The sequence below is a fragment of the Nonomuraea sediminis genome (genome assembly GCF_018531495.1).
Lineage (GTDB): Bacteria > Actinomycetota > Actinomycetes > Streptosporangiales > Streptosporangiaceae > Nonomuraea > Nonomuraea sediminis.
Map to the genome: position 1 here is coordinate 456,781 of NZ_JAHDTI010000011.1, position 25,145 is coordinate 481,925.

The window sequence follows — 25,145 nt, forward strand, 5'->3', positions numbered from 1 at the left end:
CTACAGGGGGAAGTGGCAGGCGCTTGCGTGGCCCGCCCCGGACAGGATGGGTTCCTCCTCGGCGCAGCGTGCCTGGGCGGCGCGGCACCGGGTGCGGAAGGCGCAGCCCGACGGCGGGTCGGTCACGCTGGGCACCTCGCCGCGCAGCACGATCCGCTCGCCGCGCTCGCCCACGGACGGCACGGCCGACAGCAGCGCCTGCGTGTAGGGATGGCGCGGCGCGCCGAACACGGCGGCGGTCGTGCCGGTCTCGACGATGCGCCCCAGGTGCATCACGGCGATCCTGTGCGCCACCCGCCGAGCCACGTGCAGGTCGTGCGTGATGAACAGGTAGGCCAGGCCGAGCCGCTGCTGCAGGTCGGACAGCAGCCGCAGGATCTGCGCCTGGATCGACACGTCGAGCGCCGACACCGGCTCGTCCAGGATCACCAGCCTGGGCTGCAGCGCCAGCGCCCGGGCGATGGCGATGCGCTGCCGCTGCCCGCCGGAGAAGGCGTGCGGATGCCGCCCGGCGTCCGAGGCCCGCAGGCCCACGGTCTCCAGCAGCTCGGCCACCCTTTCCCTGGCTCCGGCCCGGTCGTGGGTGCGGTGGCTGCGCAGCGGCTCGGCGATGATCCCGCCGACGGTCATCCGGGAGTCCAGCGACGCGTACGGGTCCTGGAACACCATCTGGACCTGGCGGCGGACGCCACGCAGCCGCCTGCGCGGCAGGTGGGTGATGTCACGCCCGTCCAGGGCGATCCGCCCGCCGTCCGGCTCGGCCAGCCGGATCGCCAGCCGCGCCAGCGTCGACTTGCCCGATCCTGACTCGCCCACCAGGCCGAGCGTCTCCCCGGCCGCGATCTGCAGGGACACCCCGGCCACGGCCCGCGCAGCGGCACCGTGCACGCGGAAGCTCTTGGTCACCTCCTCGACGTGCAGGACGGGTTCAGCCACGGGCGGCCTCCTCGAGCTCGGCGTGGAAATGGCAGGCGGAACCGGCCTCCAGCGACGGCGTGCGCGTACGGCACACCTCGCGCGCGTGCCCGCACCGCGGATGGAAGGCGCACCCCGCGGGCAGCGCGCCCGGCCTGGCGGGCTGGCCGGGGATCGGGATCAGCTCGGCGTCGGCCGGCCGCGCCCCCGGCGAGCAGCCGAGCAGCGCCAGCGTGTACGGGTGGCGCGGCGCGCGCAGGACACGGTCGACCGAGCCCTGCTCGACCACTCGCCCCGCGTACATGACGGTGACGGCATCGGCTCGCTCGGCCACCAGCCCCAGGTCGTGCGTGATCAGCAGGACCGCGGCGCCGGTCTCGGCCCGCGCGTGGTCGAGCAGGTCGAGGATCTGCGCCTGCACGGTCACGTCCAGCGCGGTCGTCGGCTCGTCGGCGATGATCAGCCGCGGCCGGTTGGCGATCGCCATCGCGATGCCCACCCGCTGCCGCATCCCGCCGGAGAACTCGTGCGGGTAGCGTCCCGCCGGTCCGGAGATCCCGACGCTGCGCAGCAGCTCGGCCACCCGCGCCCGCAGCGCGGCCCGGCCGGCGCGCCGGTCGTGCGCCCGCACCGCGTCGGCGACCTGCCGCTCCACGGTGACCAGCGGGTCCAGGGTCGTCATCGGGTCCTGGGCGACCAGCCCGATCTCCAGCCCTCTGATCCTGCGCAGCTCCTGCTCCGGCAGCCCGGCCAGGTCCCGCCCGCCGAACAGCACCCGCCCGCCGGAGACGGCCACGCCGCGCGGGAGCAGCCCCATGACCGCCATCGCGGTGATGCTCTTGCCCGAGCCGGACTCGCCGACCACGCACCGGGTGGCGCCCGCCTCGACCGCCAGGGACACGCCGTCGACCAGGCGGGTCGGTCCGCAGTCGACGCTCAGCTCGTGTACGGCCAGCACCATCAGCGCCCTCCCGGGTCCAGGACGTCGCGGACGCCGTCGGCCAGCAGGTTCAGTCCCATCACGAACAGGCACAGGGCAGCGCCGGGCACGATCGCCAGCCAGGTGGCATCGAGCACCGCACTGGCCTCGCTGAGCATCCCGCCCAGCGTCGGCGCCGGGGGAGGAGCGCCCAGCCCGATGAACGACAGCCCGGCGTCCAGCAGCACGGCGTCCGGCAGCGCCAGCCCCACCTGGATGACGAACATCGGCAGGCTGTTGGGCAGCACGTGCCTGGCGATGATCTCCCTGTCGCGCAGCCCCGCCGCCACCGCCGCGTCGACGAACGGCCGGTTGCGCAGCTGCAGCGCGCACCCGCGCATGATCCGCACGAACGTCGGCACGTTGAACGCCGCGATGGCCCAGGTGATCGCGCCGAGCCCGGGCCGGGTCAGCGCCACCACGACGATGCCGACGATGATCTCGGGGAAGCCGAAGGCGATGTCGGTCAGCCGCATCACCACGTTGTCGAGCCACCCGCCGAAGTAGCCGATCAGCAGCCCGATCACGCTGCCGATCAGCGCCCCCACGGCCACCCCGAGCACGTCGACCTGGACCGCGTTACGGCAGGCCACCACGACCCGCGACAGCACGTCCCGGCCGAGCGCGTCGGTGCCGAGCAGGAATTGTGGTCCCGGCGGGCTCAGCTCGTGCCCGGTGAACAGCCGCACCGGGTCGTACGGCGTGATCCAGGGCGCCAGCGCGGCCAGCACCAGGACGATCCCGACGGCCAGGCCGCCCGCGATCATGTTCCGGTGCCGGGGGACCGCGGCCAGCGGCACGGCCAGGGTCGTCACGCGCCCGCCTCCTTCCCGAGCACGTGCGACCGAACCCGCGGGTCGAGCACGGCGTACAGCAGGTCGGCCAGGAACGTCACCGCCAGGAACGTGCCGACGAACATCACCAGCAGTGCCTGCAGCACGCCGTAGTCGCGCTTGGCGGTGGCGTCGATGATCAGCCGCCCCACGCCGGGGATGGTGAACACCGCCTCGATGATCACCGCGCCGGTCAGCAGCGACCCCATTAGGATCGCCACCACCGGCAGCAGCTGGAGCCAGACGTGGCGCAGCACGTGCCGGCGGATCGTCAGCAGCCGGCTCATGCCCTTGGCCGCGGCCGTCCTGATGAAGTCCTCGCCGGACACCTCGATGACCGCGCTCCTGGTGAAGCGGGCCAGCACCGCGCCCGGCGCCGCGGCCAGCGCCAGGGTCGGCAGCACGAGGGCGGGCAGCGGCAGGCGCAGCCGTACGGTGAACAGCAGCAGCAGGAGCAGCCCCAGCCAGAAGTTCGGGATGCCGAGCGCGCCGGTGTTCAGCACCGAGACGAGCCGGTCGGCCCAGGTGTCCTTGCGCGTCCCCGCGACCAGGCCCAGCGTCACGCCGCCCACCAGGGCGGCGGCCAGCGTGGACAGGGCGAGCCGCACGGTGTTGGGCAGCGCCTGGCCGATCAGCTCGCCGACCGGCAGCCCGCTGGTCGTGGAGACCCCGAGGTCGCCGGTGGCCAGCGCCTTCACCCACAGCGCGTACTGCACGGGCAGCGGGGCGTCGAGCCCGAGCCGGGCACGGACGGCGGCCACCACCTCGGGCCCGGCGAACGGCCCGGCCAGCGCCCGCGCCGCGTCCCCCGGCATCAGGCGGATGACCAGGAACACCGCCACCGACGCGCCGGCCGGCACCAGCGCCATCTGGGTGAGCCTGCGCAGCAGGAATCCGGCCGTCATCGCAGCTCGACGTTCTCGAGAATGAGGTAGCCGTCGAGCGTCACCTGCAGACCGTGCACGTCGCGGGCGTAGACGTAGTGCGGCGTCTGCGTGGTGATGGCCACGAAGAAGTCCTCATTGAGCAGCAGGTCGTTGATCTGGCGCAGCGACTCGAGGCGCTGGGCGCGGTCGGGCTCGTGCAGGGCGTCGTCGATCAGCTTGGCGTAGCGGCCGGAGGAGTAGCCGTGGACGCTGCCGTTGGCCAGAGGCTGGCCGAGCACGATGGACGAGCCGCTGTCGTGGGCGACTCGCTGGACGTTGGAGGTCAGGATCGTCCAGTCGCCGTTGTCGATCCTGGTGTTGAACATGGCGTCGTCTACCAGGTCGATGCGGGCCCTGACGCCGACCGCCGCGAGCTGCTGCTGCAGGATCTGCGACACCGCTTCGTCCACGCCGCCGCCGGTGAGGATGGAGGCGTCCAGGCCGGAGCCGTGCCCGGCCTGCGCCAGCAGCCGTTTGGCCTTGGCGGGGTCGGGCGGGCAGCTCCTGGCCTGCTCGGGTGAGGCGTCGAAGCCGATGGAGCCCTTGGGCCACGGCAGGCACCACGGTTCCGTCCTGCCCTTGTAGACGGCGCCGACGATGGCCTTGCGGTCGAGGGCCGCCGCGACGGCCTGCCGTACGCGGACGTCGTCGAAGGGCGGCTTGGCGGTGTTCATCAGCAGCATCTCGACGCGGCCGCCCTCGCCGGCCTGGAGGGTCTGCACGGAGGGGTCCTTGGCGAAGTTCGCGAAGTCCTGCCAGCTGGAGTCGAACAGGAACCCTGCCTGGCCCGACTGGAACAGCAGCCGCGAGGACTGAGCGTCGCCGGTGACGCGGAAGACCAGCCGCTCGAGCTTGGGCACGCCTTGCCGCCAGAAGTGCGGGTTCGGCGCCAGGACCGCCTGGCTGGCGGGCTGCCAGCTCTGCAGCAGGAACGGGCCGCTGCCGACGGGGTGGTTCTTGAGCTGGTCGCGGCCGTCCTGCGGCTTGGCGATGAACAGGTAGTCGAACAGGTCGAACGGGGCGGCCAGCGGCTTGCGGAAGGTGACGCGCACGGTGGCCGGGTCCGGCGCGGCGGCGCCCTGGGTGGTCAGGAACAGCGGCCGGGCGGTGGCGCCGGTGGCGGCGCTCTGCGCGTGCTGGACGTTCCAGACCACGTCCTTGGCGGTCAGCGGGGTGCCGTCGCTGAACTTCAGCCCCGGCCTGAGCGTGAAGGTGAGGGTCCGGCCGCCGTCGCCCTGCTTCCACGACTGGGCCAGGCGCGGCTGCACGTTCCTGTCGGCGTCGAGCAGGGTGAGCGTGTCGTACAGCTGGCGCATCACGCCGGCCTGGACGTTGGTGCCGGCCAGGTCGGTGGGCTCGAAGCCGTCGAACTGCTCGTCCACCGCGATCGTCAGCTGCCGCGCGTCCTGGACGGCTCCGCCGGTGCCGCAGGCGGCGGCCAGCAGCAGCGGCACCGCGAGCAGGAGGGCTCTCATCGGTCCACCATCGCGACGGCCTCCGCGCAGATCAGCAGCCCGGGGGAGACCAGCCCGGCCACCCCGACCCCGGTCGCGCACGGTCCCTTGGTGAAGTACTCGGCGCGGATGGGCGCCGCCTGGATCCACGCGTCAGGGTCGAGACCCACGTAGTAGGTGTTCTTGCGCAGCACGTCGTCGGTGCTCGCGCCGAGCTCGGCCAGCACCGCGCGCAGGTTGTCCATCACGACGCGGGTCTGGGCGGCCATGTCCCGTTCGACGCCGAGCGCGACCTGCCCCGAGACGAACACCAGGTCGCCGGCGCGCACTCCGGCGTGGAACGCGGTGGGCTCCGGCCAGGCGGTCACGCCCGGCGGGTCGGCGAAGGTCGTCGGCGTGTCCACCATCGCCACGGCCTCGATCTGGATGAGCGCGCCCGGCGGCAGCGCCCGCGCGACCACGTCGGTGGTGGCCACCCCGTGCCCCAGCAGTTGTGAGCGCACCCGCGCGGTCTCCGCCCAGTCGCCCTCGTCGGCCAGGTAGACGGTGGTCTTGACGACGTCGGCGAGGGTGCCGCCCAGCTCCTCCAGCGTGATCGCGATGTTGCCGAGGATCGCCCGCGTCTGCGCCGCCGCGTCGCCCGGGTGCCGCACGTCGGTCTTCCCCTCGACGAAGATCATGTCTCCGGCGCGGACGCCGCCGCGCGGCGAGTACGCCTTCCGCACGCCGACCACCGCGATCGCGTCCACCTCGACCAGCAGCGACGGCGTCATCAGGTCTGTCACGTCCATTGAGGTGTACGGCGTGCCACGCGGGAACCGCCTGGGCACCCACGGCTCGCCGCCCACGTGGTAGCCGTTGAGCCTGACCACGTCGGCGGGCCCGGCCCCGGCCGCCTTGAGCACGTCCACCAGGTCGTTCTCGGCGCTGTCATGATCGGCCCCGTCACCCGTCTGACCGGTCACGAACACCAGGTCGCCGCTGCGGACGGCGTTGCAGAAGGGCACGGGGACGCCCAGCGTGCCGAAGTCCTCGGGCAGGTCCACCCATTGCTTAGCCATCCAGGTCTCCTCCAGGTCGGATCGGCAGCACGAGCCGGGAGGGCCGGGCGGCGGCGTGGAAGATCTCCTGCCGTGCCGGGCGCAGCTCACGGTCGCTCCAGAAGTCGGCGCCGGTGTTGTGGTTGCGGTCGTGATTGGGGAAGTCGGAGCTGGTGACGTCCAGCCGGATCCGCTCGCCGGGCAGGAACGCCACGCACGCGGGAGTCAGCCGGATGTGCAGCTCCCGAGGCACCCCTGGCTCCATGGCGGCGCGCAGGACGCCCTCGGCCAGGTTGACGGCGCGCCCGGCGGCGTCCTCCCTGATGAGGCGGGCCACCCAGTCGGTCTGCGGGGCAGAGCTCGCGGCCCAGAGCACGGCGCTCACCGGACCCGCCACGCGCAGGCCCGCCTCGAGCGGTTCGGTGCGGTAGACGAGCTTGTCGGCCCGCCCGTCGTTGGGCGCCTGGTCGGTGGGGGCGAGCTGGGAGTCGGCGCCCATCAGGCTCATCACCGGGTCACGCGGGTCGTAGGTGTAGCGGTCGGACGGCTCGTCGCCCGGCAGGTCGCGGGAGAGCCGCCCGTCGCCGAAGGCGGTGTTGGCGCGCCCGCCGCCACGCAGGTAGAGCGGCGTCGGCGAGGCGCCGCGGGGCGGCCAGTCGGGCTCGGCCCGCCATCGGTTCCCGCCCAGCTCGAACACGCGCACGGGCGGGCCGTCGTCACGTGGCCTGCCGCGCAGGAGCGGGGCGAAGAAGTCGTCGACGATCTGGGCGAACGACAGCTTGCCTGCCGGTCCGGGATCGAGGGCGGGGAACGGCTCGCCGTACCCGTCGGGGTCGTGGCTCCACGGCCCCACGATCAGCCGGTGCGCGTCCCGGGTGGCGGCGGGCCCGTTGCGGCGCATGCCGGTGAAGTGGTCCACGCCGTGCACGAACCTGTCCCACCAGCCGGTCACCACACACACCGGCACCTCGACCAGGGGATGGATCTCATCCAGCGCCCACAGCTCCCTGTCCACCTCGCGCAGGAACCGCTTGAGCTGCGGCGTGACGAGCGAGAAGACGTGCGAGGGGATGTCGTCCAGCGGGGTGAACCACAGCCACTTGCCCCGCTCGACCTCCGCCCAGTCCCGCTCCGCCTCCGCGTAGCTCGTCGGGCCGCCGCGCCCGCCCGCGCGCCTGCGCGCCTCGGCCGCCTCCAGGTAGCACCACTCCAGGCGGCGGCCCAGGTCGAAGATGCCGTGCGTGACGTCGAGCAGCCTGGCTGTGATCCCGGCCGTCAGGATGCCGCGCAGGCTGGGAGGCCGCTCGGCGGCCAGCCGCCAGCTCGCCCACGCGTCGTAGGAGTGGCCGAATGCGCCCACCCGCCCGTCGGCGTCAGGCAGCCGCGCCGCCCACTCCACCGTGTCGAAGCCGTCCTCGGCCTCGACGCGCTGCGCCGTCTCGGCGAAGGCCCACACCCACGCGCCGTCGGAGGCGTGCCGTCCGCGGATGTCCTGCACCACTACCAGGTAGCCACGCGCGGCCAGCTCGCTGGCCAGCCCGGCGAAGGCCTGCTTGCCGTAGGGCGTACGGCGCAGCAGCACCGGAAACGGACCGGGCCCCGGCGGACGGTGGACGTCGGCGCGCAGCATGGTCCCGTCGCGCATCGGCGCCGCCACGTCCCTGATGACGTCCATCAGCCGGTCACCGCGTTCGGTCCGATGCCGCGCCGGGTGGCCTCCAGGAACAGCGCGTCCTCGCTCGCCACGTTGGCGAGGTTCACGTCGGGGCCGAAGCGCCGCACCAGCATCAGCTGCATGGCCTGCACTTCGTGGTGGTGAATGCCGGGGATCCATGGCCCGGGCAGCTCGAACACGACGTCGCCGATCGGCAGCGCCGCCTCGACGGCCTCCAGCACGTCGGCGCGCACCAGCTCGGCCGCCTCGATCAGGACCTTCCAGCAGCCGTGGTCAAGCAGCCGCCTGGCGCCCTCCACCAGCTCGGCCGGGCCGGTCCTGTGGTGCTTGCTGCCCACCTCGCCCAGCACGGTCAGCCCGCGCTCGAGCGCCGCGGCCACCAGCTTGGCCTTGACCTCCTCGCCCAGCGGCCTGGCGTTCTCCGACACCTCGACCACCCGGTACCCGGCCTCTTGCGCTCCGTCGAGGAAGGCGTCGGCGGCGTCGCGGAACACCGCGTGCTCGAGGAACATCCCGCCGGGGAACGCCTCCACCCCGTGCTCCCGGTAGACGGTGACCTTCTCGGCGAGCACGTCGAACGGCAGCATCGCCGACACGCCCACCACGAGCTTGGCCAGGTCGACCGTCTCACCGCAGGTGCGCAGCAGGTCCTCCTGCGCCAGCGGGCCCAGCCCGAAGTCCGCGGTGATCGTCAGACCGGTCCGGCGCGGCTTGGCCGTACGGACGGTGACCGGTACTCGAGGAAAAGGGATCATGGAGCTGCTCCTCCGACGCGGGTTTTCGAGAATTCAAGACCCACGCTGCGGAACAGGTCCAAGACGCATCACCTATAGGGGCATAGGAATCAATCGGCAGGCCGCCTGGTACGGGGCGTGGGGAAGACGTCCGCCGCGACCTTGACGAACTCGCGCACGGCCGGCGCGGGTTCGCCCTCGCTGATCGCCAGGCCCACCCGGTGCACCAGCGGCGGATCGAGCGGCACGATGTGCGCGCCGCCGCGGGCGGCCCGCCTGGCGTGCGGCTCCACCAGCAGCGCGCCGCCCACGCCCGCCAGCACCAGCTCCACCAGCGCCTGCGCGGAGGGCACCTCGACGTTGACGGCCTCGCCCGCGTTCTCTGCGTCGATGATGCGGCGGGTGACCGTGCCCTGCGGGAAGGCCACCAGCGGCAGCTCACGCAGCGCCGAGCGGGGAAGCGCCGTCTGCTCCGGCGGGTCCATGCCCGGCGGCAGCGCGATGAACAGCTCGTAGTCGGCCAGCTCTCGCACCCGCACCCCGGGACCCGCCGACGACAGCTCGAGCACCGCCACCTCCGACAGGCCGCTGCGCACGCGCTCGGCCGCGGCGGCGGAGTCCTCGGCGCCCTCGATGCGCACCATGACCCGCGGGAACCTGCGGCGGAACTCGGTCACCAGCTCCGTCGCCGGGTTCACCATCAGCGCCCACGGCGCGGTGATCTCCAGCTCCCCGCCCTGCACGCTCGACACGGCCCGCACCGCCTCCCGGGCGTCCTGCATGGCCCGCAGCGCCCGCCGGGCGGGCACGATCAGCGCCTCGCCCGCCGAGGTGAGCTCGATCGCGCGCGGCAGCCGCCGGAACAGCGGCGAGCCCAGCTCGTGCTCCAGCGCCCTGATCGACTGGGACAGCGAAGGCTGAGCGATGTGCAGCGCCTCGGCGGCCTTGGTGAAGCTGCCGTTCTCCGCCACGGCCAGGAAATGTGTCAGCTTTCGCGCATCCATAGGCGCAACCTACCGGCCTGCCGTTTTTTCATCTTTGACCATGAGGCTCGGGCACGGCTGTCATGAGCCGCATGACCATCAGCGATCTGACCGAGCAGGGACGGCCCGTGCTCGTGGACTTCTGGGCGCCCGGCTGCGCCCGCTGCCGGAGCCTGCGGCCCGTCCTGGAGGAGCTCGCCGAACGGTACGGCGACCGGGTCGCCTTCACCGAGGTGGACGCGCACGCCGAAGCCGAGCTCGCCGCGCGCTACGGCGTGATGCGGCTGCCCACCGTGCTGATCGTGCGGGACGGCCAGGTCACGACCGTGCTGTCGGGATCGGGAGGCAGGGCCGAGCTCGAGGCGGCGCTGGACGCGATCGCATGAGCGGGCACCACGTCGACGACTACTGGCAGGCCGTCGAGTACTGCCACGCCCGGGGCTGGACCGACGGCTCCCCGATCGTGCCGCCCACCGCCGAGCGGGTCGAGGAGTTCCTCGCCCACGCCGGCTGGGACCCGGCCGAGGTGCTCGCCGTCGAACCCGTCCGCGGCCGCAAGCTGCCCGCCGAGCAGGTGGCCGCCTGCTGCGTGATGGCCGGCTGCCTGCCGTCCTACCTGCCCGTCATGGCCGCAGTCCTGGCCGCGGTCAGCGATCCGCGCTACAAGCTGCACGGTACGGTCACCAGCACCGGAGGCGCCGCGCCGCTCATCGTCGTCAACGGCCCGATCCGCGACCGGATCGAGCTCAACTACCGGGGAGACCTGTTCGGGTCCGCCCGCCGCGCCAACGCCACCATCGGCAGGGCCCTGCGGCTGATCTTCCTGAACTGCCTCGACGCCAGGCCAGGCGTGCTCGACCGCTCCACGCAGGGCAGCTTCGCCAAGTACAGCGGCTGCTTCGGCGAGTACGAGCAGGCCAGCCCGTGGGAGCCGTTCCACGTGTCGCGCGGTTTCGACGCCGCCGACAGCGCCGTCACGGTGTTCGCCGCCGAGTCGGGGCACAACATCCTGTGCCACGGCACCGACAGGCCCGACCGGCTGCTGGCCATCGCCGCCGACACCATGGCCGCCATGGGCAGCTTCAGCGCGGGCGAGTCGCTGCTGGTGCTGTCGCCCGAGCACGCCGCCATCCTGGGCGCCGCCGGCTGGAGCCGCGCCGACGTGCGGGAGTTCCTCTTCCAGGGCGCCCGGCGCCGGCTGGCCGACCTCAAGAGCGCCGGCAAGATCGACGGCGCGGGCGAGCCCGACCCCGGCGACGAGGACGTCTGGGTGCACCGCGGCCAGTCCCCGGCCGACATCCACGTGCTCGTGGGCGGCGCCGACGCCGGCGGCCACTCGGCCTTCTTCCCCTCATGGAGCCGCGTCCGCGGCAGCCTCGCCGTCACCAAGGGAGTACGCACATGATCCGGCTGGTCGATCCCACGCTGCGCGCCGTACGGGAGGACTTCGAGCCCGCGCCGCGGCCCGCCACGCTCGACGGCGCGCGGCTCGGGCTCCTCGCCAACGGCAAGACTCACGGCGAGTTCCTGCTCGATGCCGTGGTGGCCGAACTGTCCCGCACGTACGCGCTGGGCGAGGTGCTGCGGATCACCAAGCCGCACCCGAGCGAGCCGCCCACCGCCGCGCAGTGGCGGCAGCTCGCCGAGCACAGCACCGTGGTGCTGTCGGCCATCGGCGACTGCGGCTCGTGCAGCTCCTGCTCGGTCGTGGACGGGATCCGCCTCGAACGCGAGGGCATCCCCAGCGCCGTCCTCATCACCGAGCCCTTCGTGCCCACCGTCCAGGCCATCGCGGCCATGAACGGCGCCCCCGGCTACGGCTTCGCCGTCATCCCGCACCCCGTCACCAGGCTGGCCCCCGACCTGCTGCGCGAGCGCGCCGCCCAGGCGGCCCCCGCGCTTGCCGCGCTGCTGCTCGGCGCTCCCGCGCTCCGTTCACCCGGCCCGACGGCGCGCTCGGCGGACGAGGCGCTCGCCCCGCTCCGCTCCGCGCTGGCCGCCGACGGCGTCACGCTCACCGTCCAGGTCGAGCAGGGAGTCGTACGGCTCGGCCTGTCCACCGCGGACGACGCCTGCGCGACCTGTGTGCTCCCCGAGCCGACGATCCACGCCCTGGCGACCCGCGCCCTGACCGACCACTTCGGCGCCCCCGTCGCCGTCGAGCTCAAGCCGTGATCACGACGGTGTGTCAGCAGCCGCGCTCGACCTTCCAGGCCTTCAGCATGGCGCGGGGGACCTTCTCCAGGCAGCCGCCCGTGTCGCCGCGGTAGGCCCAGTGGCCCTTGCCGACCTTGCGCCAGACGTGCGGGCCGTCCTGGTAGCTGACCGGGTTGCCCTTGATCCCGATGCCGCCGATGGCCCAGTACACGTTGCCGAGCCTGCCGTAGCGGACCTGGGTGGGCCCGTCGACCTTGCTGCGCTTGAAGCTGGTCGAATGGTTCCAGAACGCGTCGGCGAGCTGGTGGCGCACCGTCGCGGTGGCCTTGAGCACGACGGCCTTGGGCGTCTGCGCCGAAGCCGCGGCCCCGCCGGCCGCGGCCAGGCCGGAGGCGAGTGTCACGCTGGTGATGGCCACGACCGCGGCCTTCCTCGTCAGGCTCATGCACCGTATGAGTGCACGTCCCCCGCGATTGTTGAAGGCTCCGAGTGTGATGTGCGTCACCCTGACAACGTACCCTCCTGGCGGCGCAGCAGGTAGGTGTCCATGATCCAGCCCTTGCGCTCCCGGGCCTCGGCGCGCAGCTCGCGGATGCGGTCGCCGACCTCGGCGACGGGCCCCGACACCAGGATCTCGTCGGGCGTGCCCAGATAGGCGCCCCAGTAGACGTGGTGGTCGGGCAGCGCGGCGAACGAGCAGTGCGCGTCCAGCATCACCACCATGTCGTCGGCGGTGGCCCCCTGCTCGGCCAGCCGCCGCCCGGTGGTCAGGTGCACCGGCCGCCCCACCCGGGTCAGGCCGATGCGGTGACGGGCCGTCAGCGCGGCCACGCTGCTGATCCCCGGGATGACCTCGTAGTCGAAGGTGACATTCCCGCGCCGCAGGATCTCCTCGACCACGGCCAGCGTGCTGTCGTACACGCCAGGATCGCCCCACACCAGGAACGCGCCGGTCTCGTCGTCGCCGAGCTCCTGGATGAGCGCCTCGCACGCCACCGCCCGCCGCGCCCGCCAGTCGTCCACGGCCTCGACATAGGCGGCGGCGCTCCTGTCCCGCTCCGGATCGCGCGCCTCCGCGATCCGGTACGGCCGGCGGCCGTGCTCGTGGATAAGGTCCTGCCGCAGCTGGACCAGTTCCTGCTTGACCTCGCCCTTGTCCACGATGATGAACATGTCCGTGGCGGCGATCGCCTTGACCGCCTGGAGGGTGAGGTGATCGGGGTCTCCGGCGCCAATGCCGATGATGAGTAGCCGCTTCACCCGACAGAGTGTGCCAGAGTGCGCGCTATACGATATCGCTGCCCAAACCACCCAAGGAGGACCGTGAACCTGGCCGAGCTGGGCGAGGGATTCGCCGCGTTCTGGCAGGAGCGTCACCTGTGCACGCTCGCCACCGCCCGTCCCGGCCTGCCGCCGCACGTGGTGCCGGTGGGCGCGACGCTCGACCTGGACTCCGGCACGGCGAGGGTCATCACGTCGGGCACGTCGGTCAAGGCCAGGCTCGTCGGCGAGCAGGGTGCGCTGGTGTCGCTGAGCCAGGTGGACGGCCGCCGCTGGTCCACGCTGGAGGGCAGGGCGGTCGTGCGGACCGAGCCCGAGCAGGTCGCCGACGCCGAGCGCCGCTACGCCGCCCGCTACAAGCCGCCCAGGCCCAACCCGAGGCGAGTGGTGGTGGAGATCCAGGTGACCCGCGTCCTGGGCAACGTGTGATCACGGTCGTCGGTATCGGCGCTGACGGCTGGGACGGCCTCGCCGAGCCCTCCCGCCGGGCCCTCCGCGGCGCCGAGGTCGTCATGGGCGCCTCCCGCCAGCTTGACCTGCTGCCTGGCGCCGACACCGCGGAAGCCGAGCGGGTGGTCTGGCCGTCGCCGCTGCTCCCGGAGCTGCCCGGGCTCATGGAACGGCACGCGGGGCGCGAGGTGTGCGTGCTGGCCAGCGGGGACCCGATGTTCTACGGGATCGGCGCCACGCTGGTGCGGCTGCTGGGCGCCGAGCGGGTCAGGGTGCTGCCGCACGTGTCGTCGTTGTCGCTGGCCTGCGCCAGGCTCGGCTGGCCCGTCGAGCAGGTGGACGTGGTGAGCCTGGTGGGCCGCCCGCTGTCGGCCTTGAACGCGGCCGTGCTGCTCGGACGGCGGCTCGTCGTGCTCGGCGCGGGACTCGACGCGCCCGCGAGGGTCGCCGGGCTGCTGGCCGAGCGGGGCTACGGCCCCAGCGAGCTGCACGTGCTCGCCGACCTCGGCTCGGCCACCGAGTCCGTGCTCCGGGGCACCGCCGCCGGGTGGACCGGGCCGGCGCCCTCCGCCCTGCACGTGATCGCCGTCGAGTGCGTCGCCGCGCCGGGCACCCGGCCGCCGGCCCGCGTGCCCGGCCTGCCCGACGACGCCTTCGAGCACGACGGCCAGCTCACCAAGCGGGAGGTGCGCGCGGTCAGCCTGTCACGGCTCGCGCCGCTGCCCGGCGAGCTGCTGTGGGACGTCGGCGCGGGCGCGGGCAGCATCGCGATCGAATGGATGCGCAGCCACCCCGCGTGCGCCGCCGTTGCCGTCGAGAGCCACCCTGACCGCGCCGCGGCCATCCGCCGCAACGCCGAAACGCTCGGCGTGCCCGGGCTGCAAGTCGTGGAGGGCAGGGCGCCCGCCGCGCTCGACGGCCTGCCCACGCCCGACGCCGTCTTCGTCGGCGGCGGCCTGACGGCCGGCGGGCTGCTCGAACACTGCTGGTCCGCGCTCAGGCCCGGCGGCCGCCTGGTGGCCAACGCCGTCACCCTGGAGTCCGAGGCGCTCGTCACCACGTGGTACGGCAGGCTCGGCGGAGACCTGGTCCGCCTGGCCGTCCAGCGGGCCTCGCCCGTCGGCTCGTTCACGGCCTGGCGCCCCGCGATGCCGGTCACCGTATGGACCGTCGTGAAGGAGACAACGCCGTGACCGTGTACTTCGTCGGGGCAGGCCCAGGCGCCGCGGACCTGATCACGCTGCGCGGGCTGGAGCGGCTGCGCTCGTCGCCGGTGTGCCTGTACGCCGGGTCGCTGGTGCCGGCCGAGCTGCTCGAGTACTGCGCGCCCGGCGCCAGGCTGGTGGACACCGCGAACCTGACGCTCGGCCAGATCGTCGAGGAGCTGGCCGCCGCCCACCGGGCCGGGCTGGATGTGGCACGGCTCCACTCCGGCGACCCGTCGGTGTTCAGCGCCGTGGCCGAGCAGCTGCGCCGCCTGGACGCGCTCGGCGTGCCGTACGAGATCGTCCCAGGGGTACCGGCGTTCGCGGCGGCGGCCGCCTCGCTGGGCAGGGAGCTGACCGTGCCGGGCGTCGGCCAGACGGTCATCCTGACGCGCACCTCGGCGCGGGCGACGCCGATGCCCGAGGGCGAGGACCTGGCGACGCTCGGGGCGAGCGGGGCGACCATGGTGCTGCACCTGGCCGTGCAGCGGATCGACGCGGTGGTTGCGGAGCTGCTGCCGTCCTACGGCGCGGACTGCCCGGTGGCGGTCGTGGCCCGGGCCAGCAGGGCCGACGAGGTGATCCTGCGCGGAACCCTGGCCGGCATCGCGGCCATGGTGCACGAGGCGGGGATCAGGCGCACGGCCGTGATCGTGGTCGGCCGGGTGCTGGCCGCCGAGGAGTTCCCCGACAGCCACCTCTACAGCGCGCACCGGGACAGGTCGTGCGGCGCGTCCTGATCCTGGGCGGCACCGCCGAGGCCAGGGCGCTGGCGGCCGAGCTGCACGGGCGCTGCCACGTGGTGTCGTCGCTGGCCGGAAGGGTGACCAACCCGCGGCTGCCGGTGGGCGAGGTGCGCGAGGGCGGCTTCGGCGGCCCCGCCGGCCTGGCCGCCTGGCTGGCGGCCGAGCGGATCGACGCGATGGTGGACGCCACGCACCCCTTCGCCGTCCGGATGTCCGCCTCGGCGGCCGAGGCGTCGGGCGTGAGCGGCGTGCCGCTGCTGGCGCTGCGGCGGCCCGGCTGGCGGGAGGGCCCCGGCGACGCCTGGGAGCGGACCGGCTCCCTGCGGGCCGTCGCGGACCTGCTCGGCCACGGCGACCGGGTGTTCCTCACCACGGGGCGGCGCAGCCTGCCGGTGTTCGCCGGGCTGCCCGGCGTGTGGCTGCTCGCCCGGTCGGTCGATCCGCCTGAGCCGCCCGTCCCCGGCAACGTGCGCGTGCTGCTGGACCGCGGGCCGTACACCCTGGAAGGCGAGCTGGCGCTCATCCGCGAGCACCGGCTGGACGTGCTGGTCACCAAGGACAGCGGCGGCTCGATGACGACCGCCAAGCTGGACGCGGCCCGCGAGCTCGGGCTGCGCGTGATCATGGTGGACCGGCCGCCGCCGCCCGCGGGGGTCCGGCTGGTGGATACCGTGGCGGAGGCGGCGGCCTGGGCTCAGGGGTAGCGGCGGGGCGTGTAGACCTGGCCGGTGCCGGTGACCCGGGTGGTCGAGGAGCCGACGATCAGCAGGCAGCGCATGTCCACCCGAGCCGGGTCGAGCTCGCCCAGCGTGGTGACGGTGAGGCTCTCCTCGGGGCCGCCCACGTCGCGGCCGACCACCACGGGCGTTTCCGGGCCGCGGTGCTCCAGCAGCAGGTCGCGGGCGGCGGCCAGCTGCCAGGTGCGGCTCTTCGAGGCCGGGTTGTAGATCGCCAGCACCAGGTCGGCCCTGGCGGCGGCGGCGATCCGGTCGGCCACCACCTCCCACGGCTTGAGCAGGTCCGACAGCGACAGCACGCAGTAGTCGTGGCCGAGCGGCGCGCCGATCCTGCTCGCCACCGCCTGCGCCGCCGTCACCCCCGGCACCACCCGGACGGGCACGCCGGGGAAGTCGGCCGCGACCTCGAGCACCGCGCTGGCCATGGCGAACACGCCGGGATCGCCGGACGACACCACCGCCACCCGGGCGCCCTCGCGGGCCAGCTCGAGCGCGTGCCTGGCGCGTTCGGCCTCGACCCGGTTGTCCGTGCGGTGGCGGCGCTGGCGCGGGTTCGGCGCCACCCGGTCCACATAGGGGCCGTAACCGACCAGGTCGGTGGCCGCCGCCAGCGCCTCCTGCGCCTCGGGCGTCAGCCACGGCCGCCCGGCGGGGCCCAGCCCCACCACGGCGACCTCGCCCGTGCCGCGCGCGGCCTGAGGCGACGGCACGAAGGTGCGCTCGGCCGGGCTGGCCAGCAGCGCCAGCGAGAAGTACGGCACGCCCTCGGCGTCCACGTCCTTCAGCGGCGCGACCCGCTCGGCGCCCATCGTGGCCCGCTCGACGTACCAGGCGTCGTCCAGCCGCCCGGCCTCGGCCAGCGCCTGGCGTACCTTGCCGAACGTGCGGCCCAGCTTCAGCACCGCCGCCGAGTCGGTGTCCCGCAGCCGCTCGGCCAGCACGTCCTGCGGCAGCGTGCCGGGCAGCACGGTGAGCACCTCGTCCCGCTCGACCAGCGGCCGCCCGAGCACGGCCGAGGCGGCGCTGACCGACGTGACGCCTGGCACCACCTCGGTCGGATAGCGGTGCGCCAGCCGCTTGTGCAGGTGCATGTAGGAGCCGTAGAACAGCGGATCGCCCTCGCTCAGCACCACCACGGTCCGCCCCGCGTCCAGGTGCGCGGCCAGCCGCTCGGCGCAGTCGGCGTAGAAGTCGTCCAGCGCCCCCTGGTAGCCGCCGGGATGGTCGGTCGTCTCCGTCGTCAGCGGGTACAGCAGCAGCTCCTCGACCTGCCCGTCCTTCATGTACGGCAGCGCGATGGAGCGGGCGATGCTGCGCCCGTGCCTGGCGGCGTGATAGGCGATCACGTCGGCCTCGCCGATCAGCCGGGCCGTCTTCACCGTGACCAGCTCGGGATCGCCGGGACCGAGCCCGACACCGTACAGCCGTCCCGTCAACGCCATCACTCCGTCTCGCTGGCGATGGCGTTGACCGCCGCCGCCGTCATGGCACTGCCGCCGCGACGGCCGTGCACCACCAGGTACTCCAGATCGCTGTCCGCGAGCGCGCGCTTGGACTCGGCCGCGCCGATGAAGCCCACCGGCACGCCCAGCACCGCGGCCGGCCGTCCCGCGCCCTCGGCGACCAGCTCGAGCAGCCGGAACAGCGCCGTCGGCGCGTTGCCGATCGCCACCACCGCGCCCTCGAGCCGGTCGCGCCACAACTCCAGCGCCGCCGCGCTGCGCGTCGTCCCGAGCCGTAGGGCGAGCTCGGCCACCCCGGGGTCGCCCAGCGTGCACACCACGTCGTTGTCCGCGGGCAGCCTGCGCCTGGTGACGCCGGAGGCGACCATCATCGCGTCGCACAGCACCGGCGCGCCGCCGTCCAGCGCCCGCCTGGCACGGGAGACCACGCCGGGCGACCAGTCCAGGTCGCCGACCAGGTCGGTCATGCCACAGGCGTGGATCATCCTGACCGCGACGCGCGCCACGTCGGGCGGCATCCCCGTCAGGTCGGCCTCGGCGCGGATCGTGGCGAAGGAGCGCCGGTAGATCTCGGCGCCATCGCGGATGTAGTCGGTCACCTGTATCCGTTCTCGGTGGCCACCCGCTGGGTGACCGTTCCTCGGGGAAGCCCGCAGCGCCGCTCGCACCCGGACCAGTGGACGCGGGCCGGCTGGGCCCGCTTCTGGGCGGCCACCCAGCCTCGGGCGTCCTCCTGCACGTCGGCCAGCGCCTTGGCACAGCCGGGCCGCCCGGTGCACGCCGTGACACCGACCCACGGGGACCCGGGATCGGTCACCAGCCCTGCGGCCTCCAGCATCCCTGCCGCGTGTGCGGGGTCGTCGAGGTCGAGCAGCATCACGGTCCGCCACGGCGTCAGCCGTACCTTGGCGTCGGTGGGCGCGTTCGCGGCTGTGGCGAGGACGCGGGCCTGGTCGGCGGACAGGCGTCCGAGGGGCGCCACCACTTCCAGCGCCGTGCGGCCGTCACGCTGCGCGATCGGCCCGGCATGCGGGTCAGGGACGCGGGGGTCCGGGCCAGGCTCGACCGCACGCCCCAACCGGGCGGCGACCGCCGCGGCCCCACCGGCCACCTCAGCGATCCGCCACGCATCCCCGCGCACATCCAGAAACGCCTCAGCCGCCGCGATCATCACCGCCACCACCTCAGAGACCGCCTCCACACGTCCCGCATCCGCACTCTCCGCGCGCCCGGCCGCGCTGTCCGCGCGTCCGGCGGTTGGGGCTGCGCTGTCCGCGTGTCCGGCGGTCGCGGCTGCGCTCTCTGCGCGTCTGGCGGTCAGGGCCGGGCTTTCCGTGCGTCCGGAGATTGTGGCGGCGCCGCAGTTCATGCCTGCCAGCAGGAGGTGTCCCGAGGTGTAGGTGACGTCGGCGGCGAGGGCGGTCACGTCGTTCGTGCCGTCGTCCACGGCGAACAGGAAACGGCCCGGCAGCCCGGCCAGGCGAGGCCGCGCGCACAGGACCCGGTCAAGGGCTTCCACCAGCGGCTGCGGATCCAGCGCGCCCGAGGGACCCCGGCCGCCTAACGGTGAGGCCACGATGTTGCGGACCCGTTCGTGTGCCGCCGACGGCAGCAGTCCGGCCTCGGCGATCCGCGCGGCGAAGGCGGACGGCGAGCGCAGCCCGCGGACCTGGACGTTGGCGCGGGAGGTGAGTTCGATCACGCCCGAGCCGAGCTCGGCGGCGCACGCGGCCAGCTCGAGCAGTTGCCCCGCCGAGATCGCCCCGCCCGGTACGCGGACACGGGCCAGCGGCCCGTCCGCCGCCTCGTGCACCTGGAGCGCCCCCGGACAGGCGTCAGGACGCAAACGTCCGGAAAAGTCGGCTATGGACACGAAGAGGATGGTAACGCCAGTTCGCTGTGCCGTAGGCTCCTCCGTAGGCGATGGCAAGGGAGGAAGCCGGTGCGAAACCGGCGCGGTCCCGCCACTGTGACCGGGGAGCGAACCCCACCGCAGGCCACTGCCCGGAAACGGGTGGGAAGGCCGGGGAGAGCGCTGATCCGGGAGCCAGGAGACTCCAGCCGTCGCGACACCCGCGACCCGGGGCGAGGACCCCGAGGGAGGACTCCGTCGTGCCTGGCGTGCTGCTGCTCTCCACCTCCGACACCGATCTGCTGAGCGCGCGCGCCAGCGGCGCCGACTACCGCCTGGGCAACCCCGCCAGGCTGGCCACCGGCGATCTGCCTGACCTGCTCGAGGGCGTCGACCTGGTCGTGGTCCGCCTGCTCGGTGGTCGGCGGGCCTGGGAGGAGGGGCTCGACGCGTTACTCGCCGGGCCGCGGCCGGTGGTGGTGCTGGGCGGGGAGCAGGCGCCCGACGCCGAGCTGATGGAGCTGTCCACGGTCAGCGGCGGCGTCTGCGCCGAGGCGCACGCGTACCTGGCCCACGGAGGCCCCGCCAACCTGGCCGAACTGCACGCCTTCCTGTCCGACACCGTCCTGCTGACCGGCCACGGCTTCGCCCCACCCGCACCCACCCCCTCCTGGGGCGTCCTGGATCGCGAGCCACGCGGCGAGGGCCCCGAGGTCGGCGTGCCGGAGGGTGAGGGGCCTGTGGTCGGGGTGCTCTTCTACCGGGCGCATCACGTGGCGGGGAACACCGGGTTCGTCGAGGTGCTCTGCGAGGCGATCGAGGACGCGGGCGGCCGGGCGCTGCCGGTCTTCTGCTCCTCCCTGCGCACCGCCGAGCCGGGACTCCTCGACACGCTGCGCGCCGCGGACGCGCTCGTGGTGACCGTACTCGCGGCAGGAGGAACGCGCCCGGCGACGGCAGGAGCGGGCGGTGACGACGAGGCGTGGGACGTCGGCGCGCTGGCCGAGCTGGACGTGCCGATCCTGCAGGGCCTCTGCCTGACCACCAGCAGGCAGGCCTGGGAGGCGAACGACGACGGCCTGTCGCCGCTCGACGCGGCCTCGCAGGTGGCGATCCCCGAGTTCGACGGCCGGATCATCACGGTGCCGTTCTCCTTCAAGGAGGTCGACAGGGACGGGCTGACGGTCTACGTCGCCGACCCCGAGCGGGCGGCCAGGGTGGCGGGCATCGCCGTACGGCACGGCCTGCTCAGGCACACCCCGCCCGCCGAGCGGCGCCTGGTCGTGATGCTGTCGGCGTACCCGACCAAGCACTCCCGCATCGGCAACGCGGTCGGCCTGGACACCCCCGCCAGCACGGTCCGGCTGCTGGCCAGGCTCAAGGACGCGGGCTACGACCTCGGGCAGGGCTTCCCCGAGGACGGCGACCCGCTGATCCACGCGCTGATCGCGGCGGGCGGGCAGGACCAGGACTGGCTGACCGAGGAGCAGCTGGCGGCCAACCCGGTGCGCATCCCCGCCGCCGCCTACACGCAGTGGTACGGCACGCTGCCCGCCGACCTGCGCGAGGGGATCGAGCGGCACTGGGGTCCGCCGCCCGGCGAGCTGTTCGTGCACGAGGGCGACATCGTGCTGGCCGCCCTCCGGGCGGGGAACGTCGTGCTGATGGTGCAGCCGCCGCGCGGCTTCGGCGACAACCCGATCGCCATCTACCACGACCCCGACCTGCCGCCGAGCCACCACTACCTGGCCGCTTACCGCTGGCTGTCGAGCAGCTTCGGCGCGCACGCCATGGTCCACGTCGGCAAGCACGGCAACCTGGAGTGGCTGCCGGGCAAGTCCGCGGGACTGTCGGCCTCGTGCGCCGCCGACGCCGCGATCGGCGACCTGCCGCTGGTCTACCCGTTCCTGGTCAACGACCCTGGCGAGGGCACCCAGGCCAAGCGGCGCGCGCACGCCGTGCTCGTGGACCACCTGGTGCCGCCGATGGCCAGGGCCGAGTCCTACGGTGACATCGCCAGGCTCGAGCAGCTGCTCGACGAGCACGCAAGCATCGCCGCCATGGACCCGGCCAAGCTTCCGGCCATCCGGGCGCAGATCTGGACCCTCATCCAGGCCGCCCGGCTCGACCACGACCTCGGGCTGGCCGACCGGCCGCACGACGCCGAGTTCGACGAGTTCATCCTGCACGTGGACGGCTGGCTGTGCGAGGTGAAGGACGCCCAGATCCGCGACGGCCTGCACGTGCTCGGCCAGGCGCCGGTGGGGGAGGCCAGAGTGGGGCTGGTGCTGGCCATCCTGCAGGCCAGGCAGATGTGGGCGGGCAGGGAGGCGCTGCCCGGGCTGCGCCAGGCGCTCGGTCTCCGGGAGGACGGCGGCGCGTCGCTGAAGGACGTCGACCGGGTGGAGGCGACGGCCCGCGCCCTGGTGGAGGCGATGGAGGCCCGACGCTGGGACCCGGCGGCCGCCTCCGAGGCAACGGCCGCGGTCCTGGACGGAGCACTAGGAGATCGGGAGCTCGTGGCCGGCATCCTGAGGTTCGCCGCCACGGAGGTCGTGCCACGGCTCGACCGGACCACGGACGAGCTCGACCACGTCCTGCACGCGCTCGACGGCGGCTACGTGCCCGCGGGCCCGAGCGGCTCGCCGCTGCGCGGCCTGGTCAACGTGCTGCCGACCGGCCGCAACTTCTACTCGGTCGACCCGCGCGCCGTACCATCCCGGCTGGCCTGGGAGACCGGCCAGGCCATGGCCGACTCGTTGCTCGAGCGCTACCGCGCCGACCACGGCACCTGGCCCCGCTCGGTCGGCCTGTCGGTGTGGGGCACGAGCGCGATGCGCACGGCGGGCGACGACGTGGCCGAGGTGCTGGCCCTGCTCGGCATCCGCCCCGAGTGGGACGAGGCGTCGAGAAGGGTCGTCGGCCTGCGCCCGATCCCGATGGACGAGCTGGGCCGCCCCAGGATCGACGTGACGGTCCGCATCAGCGGCTTCTTCCGCGACGCCTTCCCGCACGTGGTGGTCATGCTCGACGACGCCGTACGGCTGGCCGCCGCGCAACCCGAGCCCGACGCGGACAACTACGTGCGCGCCCACGTCAACGAGCCAGGAGGATCCACGATGCGGATCTTCGGCTCCGCGCCGGGCGCCTACGGGGCCGGGCTGCTGCCGCTGATCGACAGCCGCAACTGGCGCGACGACGCCGACCTGGCCGAGGTGTATGCCGTGTGGGGCGGCTACGCCTACGGCCGCGACCTGGACGGCGTGGCCGCCCGCCCGCAGATGGAGGACGCCTACCGCAGGATCGCGGTGGCCGCCAAGAACGTCGACACCCGCGAGCACGACATCGCCGACTCCGACGACTACTTCCAGTACCACGGCGGCATGATCGCCACCGTGCGGGCGCTGACCGGCAAGTCGCCGGCCGCCTACGTGGGCGACAGCACCCGCCCCGACGCGGTCAGGACGCGGACGCTGTCGGAGGAGACCTCGCGGATCTTCCGTGCCCGGGTGGTCAATCCGCGCTGGCTGGCCGCGATGCGCAGGCACGGTTACAAGGGCGCCTTCGAGCTGGCCGCGACCGTGGACTACCTGTTCGGCTACGACGCCACCACGGGTGTCGTGGCCGACTGGATGTACGACAGGATCACCGAGGCCTACGTGCTGGACCCGGAGAACCAGGAGTTCATGGCCCGGTCGAACCCGTGGGCGCTGCACGGCATCGCCGAGCGGCTGCTGGAGGCGGCCGACCGCGGCATGTGGCAGCACCCCGATCCGGAGATCCTGCGCGGGCTGCGCGAGGTCTACCTCAAGACGGAGGGCGACCTGGAGGACGACACCAGCCGCTGAGCCGCCTGCGGCGTCCCCGCCCAGTGCAGGTGCAGGTAGGACGCTGTGACGAGGGGGTCGCCGTACCCGTCGGTGCACTGGTACAGCGGCTCCGCGTCCAGTTGGACGGCGGTGCGATGGAACTCGTGGCCCCGCTGGCGCTCGCCTCGCCGCGTCAGCAGGGAGTCCTTCAGCGCGACGGCGTCCCGGTAGCCGAGCGTGAGCCGGTCCGTCATGCGCGCGGTGCCCGGGATCCTGCCGCACATCCGGCGGCCGTCCAGCTCCTGGCACAGGTACAGCAGCCCGGCGCACTCGGCGGCGATCGGGCCGGGGAAGGCGGCGACCTGCTCGCGCAGGGGCTCGTTGGCGGCCAGCTCGGCCGCGTACACCTCGGGGAAGCCGCCGCCGATCACCAGCGCGCCGGCGCCCTCGGGCAGGCGCTCGTCCCTGAGCGGGTCGAACACCGCCACGTCCGCCCCGGCGGCGCGCAGCAGCTCGACGTGCTCGGCGTACCCGAAGGTGAACGCGGCTCCGCCCGCCACCGCCACCACGGCCCGGCTCTGCTTGACGCGCCCGGGGCTCCAAGGGGTGGCCGTGAGCGGGGGTGCCGAGGCGGCCAGCCGTACCAGGGCGTCCAGGTCGCAGGAGCGTGACACGAGCGCGGCGAGCCGGTCGACGGCCCGCACCGCCTCGACTTCGCGCTCGGCGGCGGGGATGAGGCCCAGGTGGCGGGAGGGCGTGGCGACGGCGTCGTCGCGGCGGATCGCGCCCAGCACCGGCACGCCTGCCTCGGCCAGCGCCGCCCGGCACAGCTCCTCGTGCCTGTCGGAACCCACCCGGTTGAGCACCACCCCGCCCACTGTCACGCGCGGGTCGAAGGTGGCGAAACCATGCACCACCGCCGCGACGGACCGGCTCTGCCTGGCCGCGTCCACGACCAGCACCACCGGGGCCTCGAGCAGCCTGGCCACGTGCGCGGTCGAGGCGAAGTCGGTCTCGGCCCTGCCGTCGAACAGGCCCATCACGCCCTCGACCACCGCCACGTCGCACCCCGCCGCGCCGTGCGCGAACAGCGGGGCGACCAGGTCCTCGCCGACCAGCCACGGGTCCAGGTTGCGGCCGGGGCGGCCGGTGGCCAGCGCGTGGTAGCCGGGATCGATGTAGTCGGGGCCCACCTTGTGCGGCGAGACCCGCAGCCCGCGCGCCCGCAGCGCGGCCATCAGGCCGGTCGCCACGGTCGTCTTGCCGCTGCCCGACGACGGCGCGGCGATCACGAGCCGGGGTACTACCACTCGATGCCTTTCTGCCCCTTCTGACCGGCGTCCATGGGGTGGCGGACCTTGGCCATCTCCGTCACCAGGTCGGCCGCCTCGAGCAGCGGCCCGGGCGCGTCCCTGCCGGTGATCACCACGTGCTGGTTGCCAGGGCGGGCTTTCAGGGTCTCCACCACGTCGTCCAGGTCCAGCCAGCCCCACTTCAGCGGGTAGGTGAACTCGTCGAGCACGTAGAAGCGGTACGTCTCGGCCGCCAGGTCCCGCTTGATCTGCTCCCAGCCTTCGCGGGCGTCGGCGGCGTGGTCCTCCTCGGTGCCGGCCCGCTGGATCCACGACCAGCCCTCGCCCATCTTGTGCCAGGTCACCGGGCCGCCCTCGCCCGTCTCGCCGAGCACGCGCAGTGCCCGCTCCTCGCCGATGCGCCACTTGGCCGACTTCACGAACTGGAACACGCCGATCGGCCAGCCCTGGTTCCACGCCCGCAACGCCATCCCGAAGGCGGCGGTGGACTTGCCCTTGCCCGGGCCGGTGTGCACGATCAGCAGCGGCCGCGCGCGGCGCTGCCGGGTGGTGAGGCCGTCGTCCGGCACGACGGCCGGCTTGCCCTGCGGCAT

Annotated in this window: 24 protein-coding genes and 1 riboswitch; of the genes, 8 read left to right on the forward strand and 16 right to left on the reverse strand. The window is 73.7% G+C overall.

The features are described from left to right. The 9 genes from KIK09_RS39725 to KIK09_RS39765 all read right to left on the reverse strand — a co-directional run bounded on the left by KIK09_RS39725 (window position 1) and on the right by KIK09_RS39765 (window position 9,560). Complete coding sequence (locus tag KIK09_RS39725) at window positions 1–936, reverse strand: ABC transporter ATP-binding protein (RefSeq protein ID WP_214324637.1); 936 nt, start codon at window positions 934–936, stop codon at window positions 1–3. Beyond that, window positions 929–1,876 (reverse strand): ABC transporter ATP-binding protein, encoded by a 948-nt coding sequence (locus KIK09_RS39730; RefSeq protein ID WP_214324638.1) that lies wholly within the window; start codon window positions 1,874–1,876, stop codon window positions 929–931. The genes KIK09_RS39725 and KIK09_RS39730 overlap by 8 nt, the downstream gene beginning before the upstream one ends. Next, window positions 1,876–2,709: an ABC transporter permease gene (locus KIK09_RS39735; RefSeq protein ID WP_214324639.1), complete on the reverse strand. Its 834-nt coding sequence runs from the start codon at window positions 2,707–2,709 to the stop codon at window positions 1,876–1,878. The genes KIK09_RS39730 and KIK09_RS39735 overlap by 1 nt, the downstream gene beginning before the upstream one ends. Further along, window positions 2,706–3,632 carry an ABC transporter permease gene (locus tag KIK09_RS39740; protein ID WP_214324640.1) on the reverse strand — a complete coding sequence of 309 codons (927 nt, stop codon included), beginning with the start codon at window positions 3,630–3,632 and terminating at the stop codon, window positions 2,706–2,708. The genes KIK09_RS39735 and KIK09_RS39740 overlap by 4 nt, the downstream gene beginning before the upstream one ends. Further along, window positions 3,629–5,128: an ABC transporter substrate-binding protein gene (locus KIK09_RS39745; protein ID WP_214324641.1), complete on the reverse strand. Its 1,500-nt coding sequence runs from the start codon at window positions 5,126–5,128 to the stop codon at window positions 3,629–3,631. Before KIK09_RS39745 ends, KIK09_RS39740 begins: the two co-directional genes overlap by 4 nt. Next, complete coding sequence (locus KIK09_RS39750) at window positions 5,125–6,168, reverse strand: RidA family protein (protein ID WP_214324642.1); 1,044 nt, start codon at window positions 6,166–6,168, stop codon at window positions 5,125–5,127. Before KIK09_RS39750 ends, KIK09_RS39745 begins: the two co-directional genes overlap by 4 nt. Beyond that, window positions 6,161–7,822, reverse strand: coding sequence for a CocE/NonD family hydrolase (locus KIK09_RS39755; protein ID WP_214324643.1), 1,662 nt, complete (start codon window positions 7,820–7,822; stop codon window positions 6,161–6,163). Before KIK09_RS39755 ends, KIK09_RS39750 begins: the two co-directional genes overlap by 8 nt. Next, window positions 7,822–8,577, reverse strand: coding sequence for a phosphosulfolactate synthase (locus tag KIK09_RS39760; RefSeq protein ID WP_214324644.1), 756 nt, complete (start codon window positions 8,575–8,577; stop codon window positions 7,822–7,824). Before KIK09_RS39760 ends, KIK09_RS39755 begins: the two co-directional genes overlap by 1 nt. A gap of 89 nt (window positions 8,578–8,666) precedes the next feature. Continuing rightward, complete coding sequence (locus tag KIK09_RS39765; protein WP_214324645.1) at window positions 8,667–9,560, reverse strand: LysR family transcriptional regulator; 894 nt, start codon at window positions 9,558–9,560, stop codon at window positions 8,667–8,669. A 71-nt stretch (window positions 9,561–9,631) separates the two neighbouring features. On the opposite strand from KIK09_RS39765, the gene KIK09_RS39770 reads away from it, so the two are divergent. Genes KIK09_RS39770 through KIK09_RS39780 form a run of 3 tightly spaced genes read left to right on the forward strand, consistent with a single transcriptional unit; the run spans window position 9,632 to window position 11,714 of the window. Continuing rightward, entirely contained in the window at window positions 9,632–9,925 is a 294-nt protein-coding gene (locus tag KIK09_RS39770; protein WP_214324646.1) for a thioredoxin family protein, read from the forward strand. Continuing rightward, window positions 9,922–10,944, forward strand: a complete 1,023-nt coding sequence (locus KIK09_RS39775; RefSeq protein WP_214324647.1) for a hypothetical protein — start codon at window positions 9,922–9,924, stop codon at window positions 10,942–10,944. The genes KIK09_RS39770 and KIK09_RS39775 overlap by 4 nt, the downstream gene beginning before the upstream one ends. Beyond that, the gene (locus KIK09_RS39780; RefSeq protein ID WP_214324648.1) at window positions 10,941–11,714 is read left to right on the forward strand and encodes a UGSC family (seleno)protein; all 774 of its coding nucleotides are present in this window, start codon (window positions 10,941–10,943) and stop codon (window positions 11,712–11,714) included. The genes KIK09_RS39775 and KIK09_RS39780 overlap by 4 nt, the downstream gene beginning before the upstream one ends. A gap of 13 nt (window positions 11,715–11,727) precedes the next feature. Here the strand turns inward: KIK09_RS39780 and KIK09_RS39785 are convergent, their stop codons facing one another. Both KIK09_RS39785 and cobF read right to left on the reverse strand, forming a co-directional pair. Then, a complete protein-coding gene (locus tag KIK09_RS39785) occupies window positions 11,728–12,141 on the reverse strand; it encodes a hypothetical protein (protein WP_214324649.1) in 414 nt (137 codons plus the stop codon). A gap of 56 nt (window positions 12,142–12,197) precedes the next feature. Further along, window positions 12,198–12,956, reverse strand: coding sequence for a precorrin-6A synthase (deacetylating) (gene cobF / locus KIK09_RS39790; protein ID WP_214324650.1), 759 nt, complete (start codon window positions 12,954–12,956; stop codon window positions 12,198–12,200). A 63-nt stretch (window positions 12,957–13,019) separates the two neighbouring features. On the opposite strand from cobF, the gene KIK09_RS39795 reads away from it, so the two are divergent. From KIK09_RS39795 to KIK09_RS39810, 4 genes are read left to right on the forward strand one after another with little or no spacing between them, the layout of a single operon-like run. Further along, window positions 13,020–13,406, forward strand: a complete 387-nt coding sequence (locus KIK09_RS39795) for a pyridoxamine 5'-phosphate oxidase family protein (RefSeq protein WP_214324651.1) — start codon at window positions 13,020–13,022, stop codon at window positions 13,404–13,406. Further along, window positions 13,403–14,620, forward strand: a complete 1,218-nt coding sequence (cbiE, locus tag KIK09_RS39800; RefSeq protein ID WP_214324652.1) for a precorrin-6y C5,15-methyltransferase (decarboxylating) subunit CbiE — start codon at window positions 13,403–13,405, stop codon at window positions 14,618–14,620. The genes KIK09_RS39795 and cbiE overlap by 4 nt, the downstream gene beginning before the upstream one ends. Further along, complete coding sequence (gene cobM / locus KIK09_RS39805; protein WP_214324653.1) at window positions 14,617–15,372, forward strand: precorrin-4 C(11)-methyltransferase; 756 nt, start codon at window positions 14,617–14,619, stop codon at window positions 15,370–15,372. The genes cbiE and cobM overlap by 4 nt, the downstream gene beginning before the upstream one ends. Next, window positions 15,357–16,082: a cobalt-precorrin-6A reductase gene (locus KIK09_RS39810; protein ID WP_214324654.1), complete on the forward strand. Its 726-nt coding sequence runs from the start codon at window positions 15,357–15,359 to the stop codon at window positions 16,080–16,082. The genes cobM and KIK09_RS39810 overlap by 16 nt, the downstream gene beginning before the upstream one ends. Here KIK09_RS39810 and KIK09_RS39815 read toward each other — a convergent pair. Genes KIK09_RS39815 through cobG form a run of 3 tightly spaced genes read right to left on the reverse strand, consistent with a single transcriptional unit; the run spans window position 16,073 to window position 19,451 of the window. Then, the gene (locus KIK09_RS39815) at window positions 16,073–17,557 is read right to left on the reverse strand and encodes a precorrin-2 C(20)-methyltransferase (protein ID WP_372455739.1); all 1,485 of its coding nucleotides are present in this window, start codon (window positions 17,555–17,557) and stop codon (window positions 16,073–16,075) included. The genes KIK09_RS39810 and KIK09_RS39815 overlap by 10 nt on opposite strands. Further along, on the reverse strand, window positions 17,557–18,177 hold the full coding sequence (locus KIK09_RS39820; protein ID WP_214324655.1) for a precorrin-8X methylmutase: 621 nt from the start codon (window positions 18,175–18,177) through the stop codon (window positions 17,557–17,559). Before KIK09_RS39820 ends, KIK09_RS39815 begins: the two co-directional genes overlap by 1 nt. Then, window positions 18,174–19,451, reverse strand: coding sequence for a precorrin-3B synthase (gene cobG / locus KIK09_RS39825; protein ID WP_214324656.1), 1,278 nt, complete (start codon window positions 19,449–19,451; stop codon window positions 18,174–18,176). The genes KIK09_RS39820 and cobG overlap by 4 nt, the downstream gene beginning before the upstream one ends. Window positions 19,452–19,467: 16 nt before the next feature. Continuing rightward, a riboswitch (cobalamin riboswitch) is annotated at window positions 19,468–19,658 on the forward strand. 32 nt (window positions 19,659–19,690) lie between these two features. On the opposite strand from cobG, the gene cobN reads away from it, so the two are divergent. Beyond that, on the forward strand, window positions 19,691–23,278 hold the full coding sequence (gene cobN, locus KIK09_RS39830; protein WP_214324657.1) for a cobaltochelatase subunit CobN: 3,588 nt from the start codon (window positions 19,691–19,693) through the stop codon (window positions 23,276–23,278). On the opposite strand, the gene KIK09_RS39835 is transcribed toward cobN, so the two are convergent. Continuing rightward, window positions 23,233–24,549: a cobyrinic acid a,c-diamide synthase CobB gene (locus KIK09_RS39835; RefSeq protein ID WP_308164598.1), complete on the reverse strand. Its 1,317-nt coding sequence runs from the start codon at window positions 24,547–24,549 to the stop codon at window positions 23,233–23,235. The genes cobN and KIK09_RS39835 overlap by 46 nt on opposite strands. Next, entirely contained in the window at window positions 24,543–25,145 is a 603-nt protein-coding gene (cobO, locus tag KIK09_RS39840; RefSeq protein WP_214324658.1) for a cob(I)yrinic acid a,c-diamide adenosyltransferase, read from the reverse strand. The genes KIK09_RS39835 and cobO overlap by 7 nt, the downstream gene beginning before the upstream one ends.

Coding starts and splice junctions, on each gene's coding strand:
- cobO (WP_214324658.1), bottom strand. CDS start 25,145: ATGCCGCAGGGCAAGCCGGCCGTCGTGCCGGACGACGGCCTCACCACC.
- KIK09_RS39755 (WP_214324643.1), bottom strand. CDS start 7,822: ATGGACGTCATCAGGGACGTGGCGGCGCCGATGCGCGACGGGACCATG.
- KIK09_RS39815 (WP_372455739.1), bottom strand. CDS start 17,557: ATGGCGTTGACGGGACGGCTGTACGGTGTCGGGCTCGGTCCCGGCGAT.
- KIK09_RS39775 (WP_214324647.1), top strand. CDS start 9,922: ATGAGCGGGCACCACGTCGACGACTACTGGCAGGCCGTCGAGTACTGC.
- KIK09_RS39765 (WP_214324645.1), bottom strand. CDS start 9,560: ATGGATGCGCGAAAGCTGACACATTTCCTGGCCGTGGCGGAGAACGGC.
- KIK09_RS39740 (WP_214324640.1), bottom strand. CDS start 3,632: ATGACGGCCGGATTCCTGCTGCGCAGGCTCACCCAGATGGCGCTGGTG.
- KIK09_RS39770 (WP_214324646.1), top strand. CDS start 9,632: ATGACCATCAGCGATCTGACCGAGCAGGGACGGCCCGTGCTCGTGGAC.
- KIK09_RS39785 (WP_214324649.1), bottom strand. CDS start 12,141: ATGAGCCTGACGAGGAAGGCCGCGGTCGTGGCCATCACCAGCGTGACA.
- KIK09_RS39760 (WP_214324644.1), bottom strand. CDS start 8,577: ATGATCCCTTTTCCTCGAGTACCGGTCACCGTCCGTACGGCCAAGCCG.
- KIK09_RS39730 (WP_214324638.1), bottom strand. CDS start 1,876: ATGGTGCTGGCCGTACACGAGCTGAGCGTCGACTGCGGACCGACCCGC.
- KIK09_RS39750 (WP_214324642.1), bottom strand. CDS start 6,168: ATGGCTAAGCAATGGGTGGACCTGCCCGAGGACTTCGGCACGCTGGGC.
- KIK09_RS39780 (WP_214324648.1), top strand. CDS start 10,941: ATGATCCGGCTGGTCGATCCCACGCTGCGCGCCGTACGGGAGGACTTC.
- KIK09_RS39745 (WP_214324641.1), bottom strand. CDS start 5,128: ATGAGAGCCCTCCTGCTCGCGGTGCCGCTGCTGCTGGCCGCCGCCTGC.